Annotated in this window: 16 protein-coding genes, 5 tRNA genes, 1 rRNA gene and 2 riboswitches; of the genes, 17 read left to right on the top strand and 5 right to left on the bottom strand. The window is 35.4% G+C overall.

Translation table 11 applies throughout. From position 1 onward, the window contains the following. The first annotated feature begins 138 nt into the window (after positions 1 to 138). The 4 genes from rrf to LKACC16343_RS11785 all read left to right on the top strand — a co-directional run bounded on the left by rrf (position 139) and on the right by LKACC16343_RS11785 (position 698). Positions 139 to 255 (top strand): 5S ribosomal RNA (gene rrf, locus LKACC16343_RS11770). A 9-nt stretch (positions 256 to 264) separates the two neighbouring features. Beyond that, positions 265 to 337, top strand: a tRNA-Asn gene (locus LKACC16343_RS11775). A gap of 13 nt (positions 338 to 350) precedes the next feature. Then, positions 351 to 441 (top strand) — tRNA-Ser (locus LKACC16343_RS11780). 183 nt (positions 442 to 624) lie between these two features. Continuing rightward, a tRNA-Arg gene (locus LKACC16343_RS11785) sits at positions 625 to 698 on the top strand. A gap of 47 nt (positions 699 to 745) precedes the next feature. Here LKACC16343_RS11785 and dapF read toward each other — a convergent pair. Both dapF and LKACC16343_RS11795 read right to left on the bottom strand, forming a co-directional pair. Further along, positions 746 to 1,711: a diaminopimelate epimerase gene (gene dapF / locus LKACC16343_RS11790; RefSeq protein WP_056951507.1), complete on the bottom strand. Its 966-nt coding sequence runs from the start codon at positions 1,709 to 1,711 to the stop codon at positions 746 to 748. Positions 1,712 to 1,726: 15 nt separating this feature from the next. Continuing rightward, positions 1,727 to 3,085 carry an aspartate kinase gene (locus LKACC16343_RS11795; RefSeq protein WP_056951502.1) on the bottom strand — a complete coding sequence of 453 codons (1,359 nt, stop codon included), beginning with the start codon at positions 3,083 to 3,085 and terminating at the stop codon, positions 1,727 to 1,729. 145 nt (positions 3,086 to 3,230) lie between these two features. Further along, a riboswitch (Lysine riboswitch) is annotated at positions 3,231 to 3,408 on the top strand. 75 nt (positions 3,409 to 3,483) lie between these two features. Between LKACC16343_RS11795 and lysA the strand changes: the two genes are divergently transcribed. From lysA to LKACC16343_RS11840, 9 genes are all read left to right on the top strand, one after another. After that, on the top strand, positions 3,484 to 4,767 hold the full coding sequence (lysA, locus tag LKACC16343_RS11800) for a diaminopimelate decarboxylase (protein ID WP_056951537.1): 1,284 nt from the start codon (positions 3,484 to 3,486) through the stop codon (positions 4,765 to 4,767). Positions 4,768 to 4,776: 9 nt separating this feature from the next. Next, a complete protein-coding gene (dapD, locus tag LKACC16343_RS11805; protein WP_056951500.1) occupies positions 4,777 to 5,481 on the top strand; it encodes a 2,3,4,5-tetrahydropyridine-2,6-dicarboxylate N-acetyltransferase in 705 nt (234 codons plus the stop codon). Positions 5,482 to 5,483: 2 nt separating this feature from the next. Further along, positions 5,484 to 6,641, top strand: a complete 1,158-nt coding sequence (locus tag LKACC16343_RS11810; protein ID WP_056951498.1) for an N-acetyldiaminopimelate deacetylase — start codon at positions 5,484 to 5,486, stop codon at positions 6,639 to 6,641. Further along, positions 6,642 to 7,511, top strand: a complete 870-nt coding sequence (gene dapA, locus LKACC16343_RS11815) for a 4-hydroxy-tetrahydrodipicolinate synthase (protein WP_056951496.1) — start codon at positions 6,642 to 6,644, stop codon at positions 7,509 to 7,511. Between the two features lie 10 nt (positions 7,512 to 7,521). Beyond that, entirely contained in the window at positions 7,522 to 8,295 is a 774-nt protein-coding gene (dapB, locus tag LKACC16343_RS11820; RefSeq protein ID WP_056951494.1) for a 4-hydroxy-tetrahydrodipicolinate reductase, read from the top strand. A 78-nt stretch (positions 8,296 to 8,373) separates the two neighbouring features. Then, positions 8,374 to 9,564 (top strand): aminotransferase class I/II-fold pyridoxal phosphate-dependent enzyme, encoded by a 1,191-nt coding sequence (locus LKACC16343_RS11825; protein ID WP_056951492.1) that lies wholly within the window; start codon positions 8,374 to 8,376, stop codon positions 9,562 to 9,564. An 18-nt stretch (positions 9,565 to 9,582) separates the two neighbouring features. After that, the gene (locus LKACC16343_RS11830; RefSeq protein ID WP_056951490.1) at positions 9,583 to 10,641 is read left to right on the top strand and encodes an aspartate-semialdehyde dehydrogenase; all 1,059 of its coding nucleotides are present in this window, start codon (positions 9,583 to 9,585) and stop codon (positions 10,639 to 10,641) included. Positions 10,642 to 10,741: 100 nt separating this feature from the next. Continuing rightward, complete coding sequence (locus tag LKACC16343_RS11835; RefSeq protein WP_056951488.1) at positions 10,742 to 12,052, top strand: hypothetical protein; 1,311 nt, start codon at positions 10,742 to 10,744, stop codon at positions 12,050 to 12,052. Positions 12,053 to 12,263: 211 nt separating this feature from the next. Further along, positions 12,264 to 14,063 carry a heavy metal translocating P-type ATPase gene (locus LKACC16343_RS11840; protein ID WP_056951486.1) on the top strand — a complete coding sequence of 600 codons (1,800 nt, stop codon included), beginning with the start codon at positions 12,264 to 12,266 and terminating at the stop codon, positions 14,061 to 14,063. On the opposite strand, the gene LKACC16343_RS11845 is transcribed toward LKACC16343_RS11840, so the two are convergent. Then, entirely contained in the window at positions 14,058 to 14,681 is a 624-nt protein-coding gene (locus tag LKACC16343_RS11845) for a DNA-3-methyladenine glycosylase (RefSeq protein WP_082604493.1), read from the bottom strand. The genes LKACC16343_RS11840 and LKACC16343_RS11845 overlap by 6 nt on opposite strands. A gap of 115 nt (positions 14,682 to 14,796) precedes the next feature. On the opposite strand from LKACC16343_RS11845, the gene LKACC16343_RS11850 reads away from it, so the two are divergent. Together LKACC16343_RS11850 and LKACC16343_RS11855 are read left to right on the top strand one after the other, a co-directional pair. Further along, positions 14,797 to 14,868, top strand: a tRNA-Glu gene (locus LKACC16343_RS11850). A gap of 4 nt (positions 14,869 to 14,872) precedes the next feature. Beyond that, a tRNA-Val gene (locus LKACC16343_RS11855) sits at positions 14,873 to 14,945 on the top strand. A gap of 120 nt (positions 14,946 to 15,065) precedes the next feature. On the opposite strand, the gene LKACC16343_RS11860 is transcribed toward LKACC16343_RS11855, so the two are convergent. Continuing rightward, entirely contained in the window at positions 15,066 to 15,740 is a 675-nt protein-coding gene (locus tag LKACC16343_RS11860; protein WP_056951484.1) for a hypothetical protein, read from the bottom strand. A gap of 93 nt (positions 15,741 to 15,833) precedes the next feature. Further along, positions 15,834 to 15,912, top strand: a riboswitch (SMK box riboswitch). On the opposite strand from LKACC16343_RS11860, the gene metK reads away from it, so the two are divergent. Together metK and LKACC16343_RS11870 are read left to right on the top strand one after the other, a co-directional pair. After that, on the top strand, positions 15,910 to 17,106 hold the full coding sequence (gene metK / locus LKACC16343_RS11865) for a methionine adenosyltransferase (protein WP_056951482.1): 1,197 nt from the start codon (positions 15,910 to 15,912) through the stop codon (positions 17,104 to 17,106). (Overlaps the previous riboswitch by 3 nt.) Before the next feature lie 75 nt (positions 17,107 to 17,181). Further along, positions 17,182 to 18,660, top strand: coding sequence for an MDR family MFS transporter (locus LKACC16343_RS11870; RefSeq protein ID WP_056951479.1), 1,479 nt, complete (start codon positions 17,182 to 17,184; stop codon positions 18,658 to 18,660). On the opposite strand, the gene LKACC16343_RS11875 is transcribed toward LKACC16343_RS11870, so the two are convergent. Then, entirely contained in the window at positions 18,604 to 19,254 is a 651-nt protein-coding gene (locus LKACC16343_RS11875) for a phosphatase PAP2 family protein (protein ID WP_056951477.1), read from the bottom strand. The two genes, LKACC16343_RS11870 and LKACC16343_RS11875, sit on opposite strands and share 57 nt — an antisense overlap. Between the last annotated feature and the right edge of the window lie 73 nt (positions 19,255 to 19,327).

Genomic DNA, 19,327 nt, shown 5'->3' on the forward strand with positions numbered 1-19,327 from the left:
GAAGTGTAGCGATACATGGAGCTGAGCAGTACTAATAGATCGAGGACTTAACCGAGTAAGAGTTTACAGCAGTTTGAAGTGTTTTAATTTAATTCATAATCTTAATATCTAGTTTTGAAGGTACGAGTTACCAAATAGTGTAGTGACGATAGCGAGAAGGATACACCTGTTCCCATGCCGAACACAGAAGTTAAGCTTCTCCACGTCGAAAGTAGTTGGTGGGAAACTACCCGCGAGGATAGATAGTTGCTACGCTGTTATTATTCCGGATTAGCTCAGTTGGTAGAGCATCTGACTGTTAATCAGGGTGTCGTCAGTTCGAGTCTGACATCCGGAGTTTTTTTTTACTTGGAGAGTTGTCCGAGTGGTTGAAGGAGCATGATTGGAAATCATGTATACGGGTATTGACCTGTATCAAGGGTTCGAACCCCTTACTCTCCGTCAGGACAAATTCAAAAAATATTATACCAATAGAAAGATCATTATATCAGTTGATGTAATGATCTTTTTGTTTTCTACTAATATTTTTCAATATATTGAATCAACGGGATTGTAAATTATTTTTAAATAAATATATACAAATCGTAGGGATATATGATATACTTATTTTTGTTGATTTATTACGCGCCTATAGCGCAATTGGATAGAGTGTCTGACTACGAATCAGAAGGTTGTAGGTTCGACTCCTACTAGGCGCATAACGAATAAAAAAGACTTATGATATTTTTATCATAAGTCTTTTTTTTTATCCTTTAATACTTTTTACAAAATCTTGATAATCTTTCTCCTCATCGGTATCTTCAATCTTTAAATTATCTAGTTGATTTAAATGTAAATTCTCTTCAGAGATTTCAATGGTATGCGTAAAAGTAGCATTGCCAATTAGATGGATCTTACTTAGTTCTTTGGTTGAATTCAATTCGATATTGGTTTTAACCATACCACCAGGATTATAAACCGTAATGTCTCTGTTGGAATCGAACTGATCTGGATACAATAGGGCAAATACTAAACTTGTCGCTGACATACCGGTTCCGCAGGCATTAGTAAAGCCAACACCACGTTCAAAGGTTTGTACGAATAATTTATTGGTGTCTAATATTTTAGCAAAACTGACATTGACCCCTTCGGGAAAATATTCATTTATGGAATTCAATTTTTGACCAAGATTGTTAAGTGTATCATGTTCGATTTCAGAGACAAAGCTGATAAGATGTGGATTCGGTACAGCAACAGCTGAAAATTTTTCTCCTGACACGAACTCAGGTATTTCGGTATTTACCATTTCGGTAAGATTTTTGTAAGCAAAGGGAAGATCTACCTTATTAAATGAAATAGGAGATATCTCAACGCTGAAAGCAGGTACTCCGGAATAAAAATCGGGGGCCTTTTTGACCGATAAATTAGATTCTAAGGTTTCAATTTTGAAATAATCTAATTGATATTTTTCTGATAGGTAACGACTGACCGTTCGTAATCCGTTACCACACATTTTGGCTTCACTACCGTCGGCGTTGATAACGCGCATTTTACCGAGACAGTCATCGCTGGTGTCAATGACTAAAAGTCCGTCGGCACCGTCTAAAATGTTTTTACAAAGATTAATTGCTAGATTCTTTACTTCATTATCATTTAATTTGTTATCTAGAATTGTTTGGTCCAAGATAAAAAATTGATTCTCTGAACCATGAACTTTTAATAGTTTAACCATGTTTTTGAACCTCACTTAATCAAAAAAAGTTTTATAAATTTGTTGTACAGCATTATCAGCATCTGAAGCACGAGTCCCAATCATGATAGATATACGGGAAGCACCTTGGTTAATCATGTGAATGGCGATATTATTTTGAGTTAGAGAATCAATCACTTTACCGATAGTACCGATATTGTGAGCAATTCCTTCACCGACTACCATGATAATGGCATAGTCATCGATCCACTCTAAGTAATCCGGTTGAAGAGTTTCTTTAACATCACGACAGAGTTTTTGAATAGTATCTTTATCTAGTTTGCTACGATCAAAGATAACAGTTAAATCGTCAATTCCGGAAGGCATATGCTCATAAGAAATATTATATTTATAAAAAATCTTTAAAAGTTTCAGAGTAAAACCAACTTCTTTATTTAAAAGATAACGGTGTAAATAGAGTGCTGAGAATCTTTTAGAGCAAGCAATACCGGTAATTTGATTAGAAGGGTCAAAGATGAATTGTTCAGGAACAATCATTGTTCCATCTGCTTGTGGATTATTAGTATTCTTAATATTTACAGGAACCTGTCCTTTAACAGCCGGAATGATGGCTTCATCTTGAAAAACGGAAAAACCAGCATAAGATAACTCTCTCATTTCACGATAGGACATCTTTTTTATTGCTTGTGGATGATCGACGATGTGATTGTTGGCAACGTAAATTGCATCAACGTCAGTAAAGTTTTCGTATAGATCAGCATTCAATCCGCGGCTAAGAATAGCACCAGTAATATCTGATCCTCCACGGGAGAAGGTATAAATTGAACCATCAGCACTGTATCCGAAGAATCCTGGGAAAACGACTCTTGAGTCTTTGGGCAATTGAAGTCGTTCCAAATTGCTGTAAGTTTCAGATGAAATATCCGCATCGTTGGGTTGACCATGAACTCTGATACCAGCATCTTTAGGATCGATAAAAGTCGCTTTAATATTTTGAGCGTTAAGGACTTGTGTCAATAAGATAGCATTTAAAAATTCACCGTGAGCTTTAAATGCAGCCATTAAATGTTCGTTGTCAGTAAACTTATCTTGAGCCAATTTATCTAGTTTGGATTTTAGAAGTTTGATTACTGAATCATCAAGTTTGAAGTGATCACTGATTTCTTGATATCTGGAAATGATATTATTTTCAATCTTTTGATAGTCATCTTGATTAATGACAGCATTGGCATATTGAATTAATAGATCAGTAACTTTAGTGTCATCAGAAAATCTTTTTCCAGGTGCAGAAGTTACGATAACCTTACGTTCAATATCGTCTTTAATAATCTTAATAACTTTCTCAAATTGTTCTCCAGTGGCCAAGGAACTACCACCAAACTTGATAACTTTCATGAAATACACCCCTAAAATTAAATAGTTTTTAATGATGAGTGTATCATTTTTAGCTGTCATGACAAGAAGAAACACGATAAAGTTAGAAAAAACAGTTATTTTTTAATATTACTTGACGAATAATGAGTATTGTTATAATCTTAATACCAATAAAAGAGGTCGCAATCGACATGAGTAAATGAGGGAGTCACTGTAATGACTTTGAACTCATTGAAAGGGGAAGTTGCCGAAGTGTCAGATTTTACAGGATCTGATGAACTGGGGCGTATTAATAAGAGAATACGAACTGTCGTGATTTAATATCACGTTGAGCTTATGACAAATTTAAGGTGGATCGAAAAGGTCTCTTTGTTATTAAGCAAAGAGATCTTTTTTTGTTTGATAAAGGAGTTTTGAAAATGATTATAGATGAATTAACAAGCAAGAATGGACATTTAATGATTGATGGCGTTGATAGTGTGGAATTAGTTAAAGAATATGGAACGCCACTTTATGTTTTTGATATTTCCAAGGTTCGTAATCAAATAAAAAAATTTAGATCTGCTTTTGAAAAAGAACATTTAAATTATCAAATTAGTTATGCTAGCAAGGCTTTTGCCGTCAAAGCTATTTATCAAGTTATGAAGCAAGAAAATGTGCATGTGGATGTCGTTTCGGGTGGAGAATTGTATACAGCCTTAGCTGCTGGCTTTCCGAGTGACAAGATAAGTTTTCATGGCAACAATAAATCTTTGATGGAATTACAGATGGCGGTAAAAAATCATGTCGGAGTTATCATGTTAGATAATTTTCATGAAATCGAACTTTTACAACAAGTTTTGAAAGAATCTCAAGAGACTATCCAAGTAATGTTACGTTTAACCCCAGGAATCTCAGCTCATACACATAAGTATGATCAGACTGGTCAAACTGATAGTAAGTTTGGATTCGACGTTAAGTCTGGGCAGGCCAAAAAAGCTTTGAAATTAGTTTTGGATAATCCACAGATGAAATTGTTGGGATATCATGCTCATATTGGTTCACAGATTTTTGGTACTGAAGGATTTAAAATGTTGGCTCAAAAGATGATTGAAATTTCTAAAGATTTTCAAAGTGAATTTAATTATTGGCCTCAGGTAATCAATTTAGGTGGTGGTTTTGGGATTAGTTATAACGAAGATGATGATCCTATCACCGCAAGTGATTTTATTTCAGTCATCGGTCAGGAATTAAAACAGGATTGCAAAGAAGTTCCAGAAATTTGGATTGAACCAGGACGTTCAATTGTGGGACCGGCTGGATATACGCTTTATAAAATAGGTTCAAGAAAAGATATTCCTGGATTGGAATCTTATGTATCGGTTGATGGTGGTATGGGTGATAATATTCGTCCAGCTTTGTATCAAGCTAAATACGAAGCAGTCGTAGCTAATAAAATGAATCAAACAGATGTTGAAACGGTCCATATTTCAGGAAAATATTGTGAATCAGGTGATATCTTAATCAAGCATCAAAAACTTCCACAAACGGAAGTTGGGGATGTTTTAGCAGTTCTTGATACTGGAGCTTATGGTTATTCAATGGCTATGAACTACAATCGTAATCCCAGACCGGCAGTTGTTTTTGTTGAAAAAGGACAGGCCAAATTAGTAGTTAAAAGAGAAACTTATGAAGATTTAATTAAACTAGATGGTAATTATTAGGAGAAAAATATGACAAAGATGGACGCAACAGAAATTATCAATTATATAGGAAATGCTAAGAAAGTTACGCCAGTGAAAATTTATTTACAAGGGGATATTTCTCAAATTAATTTTCCGAGGGAGGTTAAAGTTTTTAAAACTAATGATTTAGCAATCATTATTGGTGATTACCAAGTAATTGAACCAATCTTAAAGGATAATCATTTAACTGATTTTTATGCTGAGACAGTGGCACAAAACTCAGCCGTACCAATGTTAGATATTAAGCATATCAATGCCAGAATTGAGCCAGGAGCCATTATTCGTGATCAAGTTGAGATTGGTGCTAATGCGGTAATCATGATGGGAGCAGTGATTAATATCGGTGCTGAGATTGGTGAGAAATCAATGATTGATATGGGAGCCGTTCTTGGCGGCCGTGCAATTGTTGGTAAAAACTCACATATCGGAGCCAATGCGGTTTTAGCGGGAGTGATTGAACCGGCTTCTGCCCAACCAGTTCGAATCGGTGATAATGTTATCGTTGGTGCCAATGCTGTTGTCTTAGAAGGTGTGCAAGTCGGTGATGGTGCTGTTATTGGTGCTGGAGCAGTTGTTACTAAAGACGTAGCACCTAATAGTGTAATGGCCGGTGTACCAGCCAAAGTATTGAAAATCAAAGATCAAAAGACAACTGATAAAACTCAAATTGAGAGTAATCTAAGGGAGTTATAGAGATGACTTTGACTAGTGACGAATTAATTAAGATCAGACGACATTTACATATGATTCCAGAGTTAGCGATGGATGAGCATCAGACACATGATTACGTGAAACAAGTGATTGCAAGTTTTCCTCAGACCGATTTGGAAATTAAAGAGCTACCAGAATTACCAACTGCTCTGTTGGTGTTGGTCAAGGGCAGCAATCCTCAAAGAAATATCGGTTATCGATGTGATATGGATGCCTTACCTGTCGATGAAGTGAATGGATTGAGTTATGCCTCAAAGCATCCACATGTAATGCATGCTTGTGGTCATGATATTCATATGACTGTAGCTTTAGGAATTTTAAATTATTTTAGTATCAATCAACCCAAGGACAATTTGATTTTCTTCTTTCAACCGGCTGAAGAAAGTAAAAGTGGTGGAAAAGTTGCTTATGATATAGGAGCTTTTAGCGGTCAGTTTAAGGTTGATGAATTCTATGGTTTACACGATAATCCACAATTGAAATCAGGCGTTATAGGATGTTGTAACGGTACATTGTTTGCTGGGACAACAGAAGTAAATATCATTATCACTGGTAAAAGCGGTCATGCGGCTTATCCTCATTTAGCCAATGATGCTATAGTAATTGCTGCTAATTTTATTAATCAAGTTCAGACAGTCATTTCTCGCAATATTGATCCTACGAAATGTGGCGTGATAACATTCGGCAAGATGCAAGCTGGAGTAATCCGCAATGTGATTGCTGGACAAGCTCGTTTGGAAGGAACAATTCGTGGTTTAACTCAAGAAATGATTGAATTTATTCGTCAAAGAATAACTGAGATTGCTAGTGGTTTGCAGAAGTCATTCAATTGTCAAATCACGGTGGAATACAACCAAGGTGGTTATTTTCCCGTAGAAAATGACCCACAACTAACAAAGAAATTTATCAAATATATGCAAAACCAACCGTCAGTTGATTTTGTTGAAACTGAGCCTAAAATGACGGGAGAAGATTTTGGATATTTATTAAATAAGATTCCGGGCACAATGTTTTGGCTAGGGGTAGAGAGTTCAGGAGCATTACATTCACATGATTTTCTTCCCAAGGAAGACGCTATTAAAAAAGGTGTCGATGCTATAGTAGGTTTCTTGAATTATCGAATGAATTCGGAGGAAGCATAAATGTTTACAGATGTTGATTTAATGACGGCTATCATTACGCCATTTGATGAAGAATTAAAAATAGATTATAAAGCTTTAAAAAAGTTAACGGAGCATTTGTTAGCAACCGGTTCTAAGGGATTCGTTATTGGAGGAACGACCGGCGAGACACCTACGTTAACGGAAAATGAGAAGTTAGATTTATATCGTAATTTTACGGAAATAGTTGATGGACGTGTACCAATCATTGCTGGAGCTGGTAGTAATAATACTGCTCAAACAATCGATTTTATTAATAAGTTGGCGAAGATTCAAGGTATCGACATGGCATTAGTTGTGGTTCCTTACTACAACAAACCTAATCAACGAGGGATGATAGCTCATTTTGAAGCTATTGCTAAAAACTCTCCTTTACCAATTATGATTTATAACATTCCTGGAAGAACGGGTGTGTTGATGGAGAAGGAAACAGTCGTTAAGTTATCTCAGAACAATAATATTAGTGGAGTTAAGCAGTGTAATACAATGGAGGACTTGGAATACATTGTTGAACATACAACTGATGATTTTAATGTTTATAGTGGTGAAGATGCACAAGCCTTATTTGCCAAGGTAATTGGAGCCAATGGAGTTATTTCGGTAGCTTCACATCTCTACGGTGATGAAATGACTGAAATGTATCAGAAATTGGATGCCGGTGATTATAAGACAGCCGGTAAAATTCAACGTCAATTAACACCCAAAATGGCTGCGTTATTCATGTATTCTTCGCCTTCACCCGTTAAAGCGGCTCTTAATAAATTAGGTTATAAAGTTGGTGGCTGTCGCTTGCCAATTGTGTCGTTGAATGAAGCGGAAAAAGCTGTTTTGTTTGAAAAATTGAATCTTTAGGAGTCTTTTTATGATAAGAGTTATTGTTTCAGGGTTTAATGGATCGATGGGTCAAAAGGCAGTTAGTATGGTTGATCAAAGTAAAGACATGAAATTAGTCGCTGGATTCAATCCAAGTGTGACTGACCTGAATCCACAGACTTATGGTTTAAATGAAGACGTTAAAATTTATAACGAACTTACTGATATTAATGTTGTAGCCGATATTTGGATTGATTTTTCAATACCTAGTGCAGTGTTTGAGAATACTAAATTTGCGATTGAGCATGATATTCGTCCAATTATTGGAACAAGTGGTATGAGTGAAGAGCAGACAGATGAGTTAAAACGTTTGGCTGATAATAAGAACTTAGGCGGAATTATTGCCTCGAACTTTGGTTTATCAGCTGTTTTGATGATGAAATTTGCTCAAGTAGCTGCCAAATATTTTGCTGAATCAGAAATTGTTGAAAAGCATCATGAGGATAAAATTGATGCACCTTCAGGGACAGCCTTAAATACAGCTAGATTGATTTATGAAGCTAGAGGACATGATCAGAAACAACATAGCAGTAAAGATCCACTTGATACTCGTGGCGGGGATTATCACGGTATTAAGATTCATGCACTCAGATTACCAGGTTTTGTTGCAGACGAAGAGGTTATATTTGGTGGAGTTGGCGAAACTTTAACTATATCTCAGAGTACTACTGATCGAGAATCGTTCATGACAGGTGTTAAGCTGGCAATTCACGAAGTGATGAAAAGTAATCATTTAGTTATTGGTTTGGAACAAATTATTTAATATTATTACAAAATAATTAATTAAATGAATACAGTTTGTTATAGAATTAAATTATTATAATTTAAGGAGTGTCATAGAATGCCAGAATTAGATTCAACAGTAAAAAATGTTGTCAACGAAACTATAGAACCAATGGGAATTTCTCAAATTCGGATTTTCGCTGAAAAATTTGCTAAAATCCCTGGATTAATCAAATTAACATTAGGTGAACCTGATTTCAATGTTCCTGAGCACGTTAAAACAGCTGCTATTGAAAGTATTAAAGACAACGATTCCCATTATTCAGCCCAAAAGGGCATCATTGGTTTAAGAGTAGCTATTTCTGATTATTTAAATAAACGTTTTGAAGTCGATTATGACCCTGAAACAGAAATTGTTGTAACAATTGGAGCTACTGAGGCTATCTTTGATTCTTTAGCAGCCATTATTAATCCTGGTGATAAGGTATTGATTCCTACACCAACCTTTGCGCTTTATATACCAATTGTAAAAATTCTAGGAGGAATTCCAGTTCAAGTGAATACCACTGATGATGGTTTCCGTTTAACTGGTAAAAAATTACGTGAGGTTATCGCCAAGGAAGGAGCCGATGAAGTAAAAGCTTTAATCTTGAATTTCCCTGGTAATCCAACCGGTTTTGTTTATTCCAAAGATGAACTACAAGAAATTGTTGATGTCGTTAAAGATAAGGAAATGTATGTTATTTCGGATGAGATCTATGCTGAATTGACATATGGAGAAAAGCATATTTCTCTAGCTAAGTTAATGCCTGGAAAAACTATTTTGATCAATGGCTTATCTAAATCACATGCTATGACGGGTTATCGAATCGGTTATATTGCAGCTCCTAAGGGCTTCGTTACGAATGCTGCAAAAATGCATGCCTTCGTTGTAACGGCTCCTTCCAATCCGGCCCAATATGCTGCTAAGGAAGCCTTGACGAATGGAATTGATGACCCTATTCCAATGAAAAAGATTTATCAAGAACGTCGTGATTATATTGTTGATCAATTAAATGATATTGGTTATAAAACAAACTTGCCTGAAGGTGCATTTTATACTTTCTCGAAAATTCCGGCTGAATTTAATTTAACCGCAATTGAATTTGCCAATAAGTTGGCTGAAGAAGGAAAAGTTGGTGTAACGCCAGGGACAGCTTTTGGTGAAGGTGGCGAAGGTCACTTTAGAATGTCATACGCATCTTCAATGGATGATATTAAAGAAGCTATGAAACGATTAAGAATTTTTACGGAGAATTTAAAAAATTGATTTAAGGGATGAAGATTTATGAGTGATGGATATACAGTAGCAATTTTAGGTGCCACAGGTGCCGTCGGAACACGTTTAATTCAACAATTAGAGCAATCAACTATTCCGGTTAATAAGATAAAATTATTAGCGTCATATCGTTCTGCAGGTAAGAAATTACAATTTAAGGGACAGGACGTAACGGTTGAGGAAGCCAAACCGGAATCATTTGAGGGTGTTGATATTGTTTTAGCATCAGCTGGTGGATCAGTATCTAAAAAATTATTACCTGAGGCTGTAAAACGTGGTGCTGTTTGTGTAGATAATACTAGTGCTTTTCGAATGGAAGAGGATGTTCCTTTGGTCGTTCCTGAGGTAAATGAAGCTGCACTTTATAATCATCATGGGATTATTGCTAATCCAAATTGTTCAACTATTCAAATGATGGTGGCACTAGAACCAATTAGAAAAGCTTTTGGTTTAAAACAAATTATTGTTTCAACTTATCAAGCTGCTAGTGGTGCCGGTCAAAGCGCTTTGAATGAATTATATTCAGAGGCACAAGATTATTTGGATGGTAAGGATATGCATGCCGATATTTTTCCTACAAAAGGTGACGAAAAACACTATCCATTGGCCTTCAATCTTTTACCACAAATTGACGTTTTAGAGGATAATTTATACTCTCATGAAGAGTGGAAAATGATTCATGAGACTAAGAAAATTATGCTTGGCGATATGGACTCACCCGAGATCAAAGTCACAGCTACTTGCGTCAGAGTACCGGTTCCAATTAGTCATGGTGAATCAATTTATATCGAAGTTGAGGATAAGTCTGCTACAACTGAAAAGATTCAAGAGTTGATCAGACAAGCACAAGGAGCAGTTTTGGAAGATGATCCTAAACATCAAATTTATCCACAACCAATCAACGCGGTAGGTAAGCGTGATACTTATGTTGGACGTATTCGTCCAGATTTGGAAAATGAAGGTGCCTTCAATATGTGGGTTGTTTCTGATAATCTTTTAAAGGGTGCAGCTTGGAATACAGTACAAATTGCTGAACGTTTAGTTGCCGATAATTTAGTCCATAATTAGTTAATTTAAAATGGAATGCAGATTTTAGGCTGTGTTCCATTTTTTTTTGGATATTTCTGTTAAAATATTCAAAGACAATTAATATTAGGGTGAGAAAATAATGAAACGAATAACGAACGTTTTTAACGAAGGTGTTTTGGACCTATTGGCCAATGCTGGAGTTGCGATACCGTATTTTTTTTGTTTAACTTTGTACAATCAGAATAAAAATATATTTGTCTATGCATTGCCGTTCTTAATGTTATATACATTTAGAGCTTTGGGAATGTTATTGACTACCTTTATTACACTACCAGCTTCAACTATGCTTGCTATGTCCAGTCTTTTTGGAGTCATAGGATCATTGTGTATTTTAGGTGCAGGTAATCCTGTCTTTGGAATAATTGGGGGAATTCTATTAGGATTGGCTTCAAGTTGGATCTGGCCGTACTATTTAACAGTTAGATCGCGAGGCAAAATGGATAAAGAGTTCAAGTTTAATCGGATGCATACATTATCGGTTATTTTGACTTTAATATTATTGGTTGTTGTTCAATTGATTGCAACCCAAACTAAGATGTTAAGTTTATCCTTTGTCTTACTAGCTTTTCTATTCTTCGCTGCCATGGTAGGTGGGATGAACATTACTCATCGTTTGACCTTTTACCAAGGAATTGAAACTAAACAGAAATTTCGTGTTAATTCACTATTTAGCCTAATTGTTTTAGCTAGTTTAGTTATGCTAGTCTTCATCATTCGTTATACTAGGTTAAAGGCTGTTTCTCAGACATTTGATCTGATCATCAGTATAGTGGCAATTATGCTATTTCTTTTCTTGGCATATTATCAAATTGACATCCATAAAAAGATTTTTCCCGTAAGCTTAGTAGCTATTAATCGTGGAGTAATCATGAACTACGTTATGCTTTACGCGGTGTTTGATAGTACCGTTAGATTTGGATTTAATTCTTTAATGCTGATTTATGCGATTTATTTAATTGGTTTTGAATTGGGGCCTGTCATTCTAAAGAAATATCAATCATTTAGATATCCATTACTTCTAATTGGTTTAGTATTATCGCTATTTAACTTTACTTATTTTGTCGGGTTATTTCTCTGTGCTATCTTTGTGGGAACTGATAATCGTATTTTAAATGATGCTCTTTATAATCATCCTGATTTGGATTCTGAAAGAGCCTTCTTAATCAAATATCAACTTTCCTGTATAGGTAACGTGTCACAACAATTAGTTTATATGACGACTATTTACTTTATTAGTTATTTTGCAAAAATAAATGCATTAGGGTTCTTTAATAATCACGTAACTGATGGCCCAACTAATTCAGTTTTGTATGGAGTACACATCTTCATAACCGCAGTTGTCTTTATTTATGCAGCAACTACGTTTTACTTTGCACATGAAAAAGAATAATAAATTTATAAAAGGTCTACCTAGTATCTAGGTAGGCCTTTTGAGATGCATTGTCATAACGCCGTTATGATAAATGATGATGAAATTTATAGTATGATAAACGAATCTAAATGAGAATGATTCTAAATTATGTCCCTAAATACTATTTTTATAATTTGTAAAATTGTATAATTATGTTAATGAAAAGTATTTCAAGGGAGGACGTGATTTTATGAATTCCGATAAAATTAAATTATATGCAACACTGGCAATTGGTGTTATTGCGGCAGTATTGGAATTTATCTTTCATTTGCCTAGCTATGCCCAATTGATAATCAGTATTTTAGGCTTATTGTTGGCTTTAATCATGTTTATCGATATGGTAAAGGTAATAAAATCGGGTAACTTCGGAATTGATTTATTAGCGATTACTGCAATTGTAGCGACAATTGTATTGGGCCAATACTGGGCTGGATGGATTGTTCTACTAATGCTCACAGGTGGAGATTCCTTAGAGGAGTATGCGGCCAATAAAGCAAAAAGTGAATTGAAATCACTCTTAGATAATACTCCTTCACAAGCACACTTGATTGTTGATCAAACAGTTAAGGATATTGATATTGATGATGTTAAAATCGGTGATGAGTTACTGATTCGTCCTAAAGAGCAAGTTCCAGTTGATGGAGTAGTGTTTGACGGGACTTCGGAAGTGGATGAATCATCTTTGACTGGTGAATCAGTTCCTGTAACGATTGGTAAAGATTCACATGTTATGTCTGGTTCGATCAATGGAGAGAATCCTTTTAAAATTAAAGCCGAAAAAGTGGCTGCTGACTCGGAGTATCAAGCCATTGTTAAGTTAGTTAAAGAATCTGAAACACATCCAGCACACTTTGTTAGATTGGCTGATCGTTATGCAGTTCCTTTTACATTGATTGCTTATGTAATTGCGGGGATTGCATGGTACATTTCTAAAGATCCGATTAGAATTGCTCAAGTCCTAGTAGTGGCATCACCGTGTCCATTGATTTTGGCTGCACCGATTGCTTTTGTTTCTGGAATGAGTCGGACAAGTAGAAATGGAATTATCGTTAAGTCAGGAACGGCCCTAGAAAAATTGAATTCTGCTAGAACAGTGGCTTTTGATAAAACAGGTACCATTACTGAGGGAAGATTAATTGTTAATGGTTTCAAATCAGTCAATGGTTTCGGCAAAGATCAAGTTATGGTCTATGCTGCATCTTTGGAACAGAATTCAAGTCATGTTATGGCTAAGGCTATTGTCGACTTTACTTTAAAGCATAATTTGGAATTATTACCGGTAACGGATTTGAAAGAAACAACGGCTGAAGGAATTGTGGGTAAGATTGGTGATATTGAAGTTAAGGTTGGTCAAGCTGAGTTTGTAACTGATGAAAAAGTAGATTCCGTGAGTGGATCAGGTGTTTATGTCTCAATAGATGGAGACTACGCAGGTGTGTACAGCTTGTTGGATCAAATTAGACCAGAAGCTAAAACAACGATTCAAGGATTAAAAGATTTTGGCATTAGTAATATTTTAATGATTTCAGGAGACAAAAAAGAGGCAACCGAATTGGTTGCTTCAGAAGTGGGTATTACAAAGGCATTCCCATCTAGTTTGCCAGCTGATAAGGTAAAGATTATTAGAAGTTTAGGTAAAGAGTATCATCCTACTGTAATGGTTGGGGATGGTGTTAATGACGCTCCTGCCTTAGCTTTAGCCGATGTCGGAATAGCAATGGGGTACAAAGGAGCTAATGCCGCCAGTGAGTCAGCTGATGCGGTCATTTTGCAAGATGATCTTAGCAAAGTAACGACAGCTGTTAAAATAGCCCACGATACGATGAAGGTTGCTAAAGAAGCAGTATTAATCGGAATTTTCATTTGTGTCGCTTTAATGATAGTAGCTGGATTTGGTTTAATTCCAACCATTATTGGGGCAATGCTTCAAGAAGTAGTCGATACAGTAGCTATTTTGTACGCTCTTCGTGCTAGAAGTGATAAATTATAACCAACCGTATGTGTCTAAATTCATTTCTCGTTTTGGTAATTTAGATACGTAAGGATTTCCCTTTACGATAAAACGCATATTTTTTGAAGTCCAAGGTTCCTTATTCTTCACACCGATTCTTGGTGTGGCAAGAATTTCTTGAGGAGTCTGGACTTTTTTTGCGGAGAAATTAAAGTTGTGTTCATTTAAGACCGTTCCAGATAAGGACTTATCTTTAATGCCAAAAGCTGCCATCCACTTGGCAGGTCCATTGCTGACATCGAAACCAGTTTTACTACGATTCTTTTCCATCAAGTCAATTCCCTCTAATGGTTGTAACCCACGGATTAAGATACCATTCGGTGTTCCAGCTTTTTGAATACTGATATCCATATCTAGCCAACTATGAATTGAATAAATATAGATAGTCCCACCAGATTGATAGAGTGGATCGTTAGCTTTAGTGTGACGACCATTATAACTGTGAGCGGCCATATCGATTGGGCCTAGGTAGGCTTCTGTTTCCACGATTAAACCTGAAAATTTTCCCTGATCAGATTCATAAGTAAAAGTATGTCCTAACATATCTTGAGCTAAATCCATTGTTTTTGCGCTTTCAAAGTACTTTTGTATATCCAAAATTCAAATTCCTCCCAATTTTTCAAAAAAGTTAAAAAAACCTCTTGCAACGTCTTTATTATTATTGTATTATATTTCTTGTGCTTGAGAGAGCAATAAACAAATAAATATTTATGACCCGTTGGTCAAGTGGTTAAGACACCGCCCTTTCACGGCGGTAACATGAGTTCAAATCTCGTACGGGTCATTTTGGAGGATTAGCTCAGCTGGGAGAGCATCTGCCTTACAAGCAGGAGGTCACAGGTTCGATCCCTGTATCCTCCATACCAAAAACTTTTAAACATCTAACTTTGTTAGATGTTTTTTTGTATCAAAAAAAGCCATCCTATGAATATAAGATGGTTTAAATATCTTTTTTAAGGATAAGTACAAAATTGACTTAATTTAGATAATTAAAATCAAATTTCCGATTATACGATAGAAAAGATTTGGCTGTGAAAATTTCTGATACTTTTTCAAGAGAGCCATAATCACAACAAAGATAACAATGATGAGAGCTGTCCAGATACTGATATAATTTAAAATGAAGAGCATGAATGACAATATAGAAAAGACAATCAATTGTAGATAATCGTATTTAGTTCCTTCAAAATAATCTATCAAAACGCAAGCTAGGTTGATCAATAGTAGTGGCACTACAAAATTGATGGAAATGAAATGCATATAGGTAAATGCCAGTGCTATGGACATAAAACTAGGTACGATGAAATCCTCAATTAATGAAGCAATATTCTGATAATTGTCTGGTAAATACTTGAGCATATATAGGAAGACTAATTGCACGAAAACCAAAATAATAACGAATTTATTGAGCGAATGCATCGAAAGTATCGCCAAGAGAAGATAAATGCCACTATATAGTAAGTGGAAGTATTTATTCGGGTTTAAAGTGATAATATATTCCTTATAAAGAGCCACCATTGCAATCATGATAATCAGGAAGCCATGAATAGTATAGTTGTTCAAGTTGTGTACAAAAATAAATATAAATGGAAAAATATGATAACTAATAAATTCAATAAGGGATGCTAATAATTTTTTAGATTTTAAATTGTTCATGTGAAGCTCCTTATACTTATAAAATCATATTAATGTAAGAAAAGTTTAACGTCAATCGCTGATTTACTATGAAAACTGGCTAATTTTGTGTTAACCTATTAAAAGGTTCCTGATGGGATCCTTTTTTTGCGAGGAGAGGCCCTGTAACCGAAAAGGTGGAAAGAAAATTATGTCAAAAAATTATTTATTTACTTCTGAATCAGTTTCAGAAGGACATCCAGATAAAGTTGCTGATCAAATAAGTGATGCAATTCTCGATGCTATTTTAGCAAAGGATAAAGATGCACGTGTTGCATGCGAAACAACTGTTACAACAGGTTTAGTCCTAGTTGTTGGTGAAATATCAACTTCCGCATATGTTGATATTCAAAGCGTTGTTCGTAAGACCATTACCGATATCGGTTATGATGGTTCTAACCCAGGATTTGATGGTAATAGTTGCGCCGTATTGGTAGCACTAGATGAACAATCTCCTGATATTGCACAAGGTGTTGATGACGCGCTTGAACAACGTGACAATCACCAAGATGCTGATCCATTGGACCAAATTGGTGCCGGTGATCAAGGTTTCGTCTTTGGATTCGCTACAAATGAAACTAAAGAATTCATGCCTTTACCAATTTCTCTAGCTCACAAGTTAATGAGAAAAACAGCTGAGGTTAGAAAGAACGGTACAATTGATTACTTGATGCCAGATGCTAAATCACAAGTAACAATTGAATACGATGGTAATGATCATCCAGTTCGTGTTGATACGATTGTTATCAGTACACAACACAAAGCTGAAGCTAGCTTAGACCAAGTCAAAAAAGATATTAAGAAATATGTTATTGACGAAGTTGTACCAGCTAATATGATTGATGACAAGACTAAGATTTTGATCAATCCTACTGGCCGTTTTGTTATCGGTGGACCAGAAGGAGACTCCGGACTTACAGGACGTAAAGTCATCGTTGATACTTACGGTGGTTTTGCTCGTCATGGTGGTGGTGCTTTCTCTGGTAAAGATGCTACTAAAGTTGACCGTTCAGCAAGTTATGCTGCAAGATATATCGCAAAGAACCTTGTTGCAGCAGGTGTAGCTGAAAAGGTTGAAATTCAAATTGCATATGCTATTGGTGTTGCCAGACCTGTATCAATTCATGTTGATACATTTGGTACTAGTGACTTTTCAGAAGAACAAATTGAAGAAGTTATCAATAAGTTCTTTGACTTACGTCCACTAGGTATTATTAAGATGCTTGATCTACAAAGACCAATTTATAAGAAGACGGCTGCTTATGGTCACTTCGGACGTACAGATATCGATTTGCCATGGGAAAAACTTGATAAAGTTGATGATATTAAGAGTTTCTTGAAAATTTAATCGATGATTAGCAGAGGCGTTCTTTAAAGTTTAACTTTAGGGAGGGTCTCTTTTTTTATGGGAGGAATTAATTAAATGACACAAAAGAATCAATCGAATGTTGCAATTGTCACGATTGCCGTGTTTATTGCCACATTCATGACTGCAATAGAGGGTACAATTGTTTCAACGGCTATGCCGACTATTATTGGGAGTTTACATGGAGTTAGTTTAATGAACTGGGTTTTCTCAATATATTTATTAATGACGGCCGTAGCAACACCAATTTATGGTAAATTATCCGATATAATTGGTAGAAAACCAGTATTAATGATTGGCTTAGTTTTATTTGTTATTGGATCAACGCTATGTGCAATGTCAAATTCAATGTTGACCTTAATTTTAGCACGTGTGGTCCAAGGAATTGGCTCAGGAGCTATTCAACCATTAACTTTTACAATTATTGCTGATATCTATCCTTTAGATAAACGTGCTAAGATATTAGGATTCAATGGATCAGCTTGGGGAATTGCCGCCATTATTGCTCCTTTACTAGGTGGTTTTATCGTTGAAAAATTGAGTTGGCACTGGGTATTTTTAATCAATTTACCAGTTGGCTTGTTAACGATGAGTTTGATTTGGATCTTCTTTAAAGAAGAAAAACGAGAACATGAGAAATTACGAATCGATTACGTAGGCACTATCCTATTAATTTTGACTTTATTGCCATTAATGTTAGCTTTACAAAATATTGGTAGTAGCAATATCTTTTTACCAATTGGTTTAACAGCTGTTTCAATTATATCCATTTTCTTATTTATTCACGTTGAGAAGCACGTTGCTGATCCGATTTTGCCGTTAGAATTATTCAAGAATAAAACTTTTGTTATTCAAAACTTATTAGCATTGATTGTCAGTGGCTTCTTGATTGGTTTTGAAGCCTATATTCCTACATGGATGCAAGGAATCCTTGGTTTGAGTCCATCAATGGGTGGATTTGCTGTTACACCTAGTTCAATTATTTGGATTTTTGGATCATTCTGGGCTGGAACTTTGATAAAAAAAATGGCACCCAATCGTGTCATTTACATCAGTTTATTTTTCTTAGCTATTGCTAATGGATTGCTTTTGATGGCAGGTCCAACAACACCATTTATCTATTTCTGTGGTTTAGCTGCAGTAGCTGGGTTAGGATTTGGTTTAACAATCACTACCACGACGGTTACAGCTCAAACTGTTGTTGATCCCGAAAATGTTGGAGTTGCCACTAGTTTCAATACTTTATTGAGAACTATTGGTCAATCCATGATGGTTTCTGTGTACGGAATTATCTTGAATACTGCTTTAGCTCGTGGTGCAGCGGAAAATAAGAATATTTCAGTTGATATGATGAATAAGCTGATCGACCCACAAACGGCAAATTCCTTACCACATCAACTTTTGCCCAAAATGCGACAAATTCTTTTTTCAGGATTGCACAATATCTATGTGGCATCTCTTGTATTATTAGTATTGGGTTTAATTCTTAATGCCTTTGAGTTGAAGAATCGAAAGATCCTTGGCTCTGAACAATAAAGTGTTAAAAGTTACGATTATAGCTGCAAGTGTATAACCGCCTAGAACATCACTAGGATAATGTACACCCAAAAAGATTCTGCTATAGCCAACTAGTAATACCATAATGATTGTCATTATGCTGATGATTGCTTTGATTTTTAGTTGTTTGAAAATGTGAACACTAATAATTAATAGCGATATGTATAATGCAAATGAGCTTGCTGAATGACCACTTGGAAAACTATAACCACCAGCATAAACATAATGGTAATGACTTGGTCGAGGTCGTTCTATTATGTTTTTTATTAGACTATTGAGTAAGGCAACGACGACCTTATTCAAAACTAAGTAGATAGCGGCGTAGTAATATTTCTTAATCACTAATAGGATAAAAAATATTGCAGCAATCAGTATAGTGGGAAAAGTGTCACCAAGATTGGTAATTGGCTTGAAAATGCTTAGTGAGAATTGATTATGATGGTAGATTTGTTGGATGAGATTGGTATCAAATTTAGTAATAATTGTACTTTTTAAAGCTACATTTATACTCCAGAAGGTAAAAAATATTACTAAAATGATTAATAAAAGGGATATTTTTTTAGATATTTTCATAATTTTTGGTCTCTCTATTGTTTAAGATTTTGTTAAGAAATATAATATATAGTATAAAGATTTTGAGGAGAGC

Source organism: Companilactobacillus bobalius, assembly GCF_002179915.1.
Lineage (GTDB): Bacteria > Bacillota > Bacilli > Lactobacillales > Lactobacillaceae > Companilactobacillus > Companilactobacillus bobalius.

What these genes read in the sequence shown, in the direction of transcription:
- dapF (WP_056951507.1), bottom strand. Translation starts at nt 1,711, where the DNA reads ATGGTTAAACTATTAAAAGTTCATGGTTCAGAGAATCAATTTTTTATC.
- LKACC16343_RS11795 (WP_056951502.1), bottom strand. Translation starts at nt 3,085, where the DNA reads ATGAAAGTTATCAAGTTTGGTGGTAGTTCCTTGGCCACTGGAGAACAA.
- lysA (WP_056951537.1), top strand. Translation starts at nt 3,484, where the DNA reads ATGATTATAGATGAATTAACAAGCAAGAATGGACATTTAATGATTGAT.
- dapD (WP_056951500.1), top strand. Translation starts at nt 4,777, where the DNA reads ATGACAAAGATGGACGCAACAGAAATTATCAATTATATAGGAAATGCT.
- LKACC16343_RS11810 (WP_056951498.1), top strand. Translation starts at nt 5,484, where the DNA reads ATGACTTTGACTAGTGACGAATTAATTAAGATCAGACGACATTTACAT.
- dapA (WP_056951496.1), top strand. Translation starts at nt 6,642, where the DNA reads ATGTTTACAGATGTTGATTTAATGACGGCTATCATTACGCCATTTGAT.
- dapB (WP_056951494.1), top strand. Translation starts at nt 7,522, where the DNA reads ATGATAAGAGTTATTGTTTCAGGGTTTAATGGATCGATGGGTCAAAAG.
- LKACC16343_RS11825 (WP_056951492.1), top strand. Translation starts at nt 8,374, where the DNA reads ATGCCAGAATTAGATTCAACAGTAAAAAATGTTGTCAACGAAACTATA.
- LKACC16343_RS11830 (WP_056951490.1), top strand. Translation starts at nt 9,583, where the DNA reads ATGAGTGATGGATATACAGTAGCAATTTTAGGTGCCACAGGTGCCGTC.
- LKACC16343_RS11835 (WP_056951488.1), top strand. Translation starts at nt 10,742, where the DNA reads ATGAAACGAATAACGAACGTTTTTAACGAAGGTGTTTTGGACCTATTG.
- LKACC16343_RS11840 (WP_056951486.1), top strand. Translation starts at nt 12,264, where the DNA reads ATGAATTCCGATAAAATTAAATTATATGCAACACTGGCAATTGGTGTT.
- LKACC16343_RS11860 (WP_056951484.1), bottom strand. Translation starts at nt 15,740, where the DNA reads ATGAACAATTTAAAATCTAAAAAATTATTAGCATCCCTTATTGAATTT.
- metK (WP_056951482.1), top strand. Translation starts at nt 15,910, where the DNA reads ATGTCAAAAAATTATTTATTTACTTCTGAATCAGTTTCAGAAGGACAT.
- LKACC16343_RS11870 (WP_056951479.1), top strand. Translation starts at nt 17,182, where the DNA reads ATGACACAAAAGAATCAATCGAATGTTGCAATTGTCACGATTGCCGTG.
- LKACC16343_RS11875 (WP_056951477.1), bottom strand. Translation starts at nt 19,254, where the DNA reads ATGAAAATATCTAAAAAAATATCCCTTTTATTAATCATTTTAGTAATA.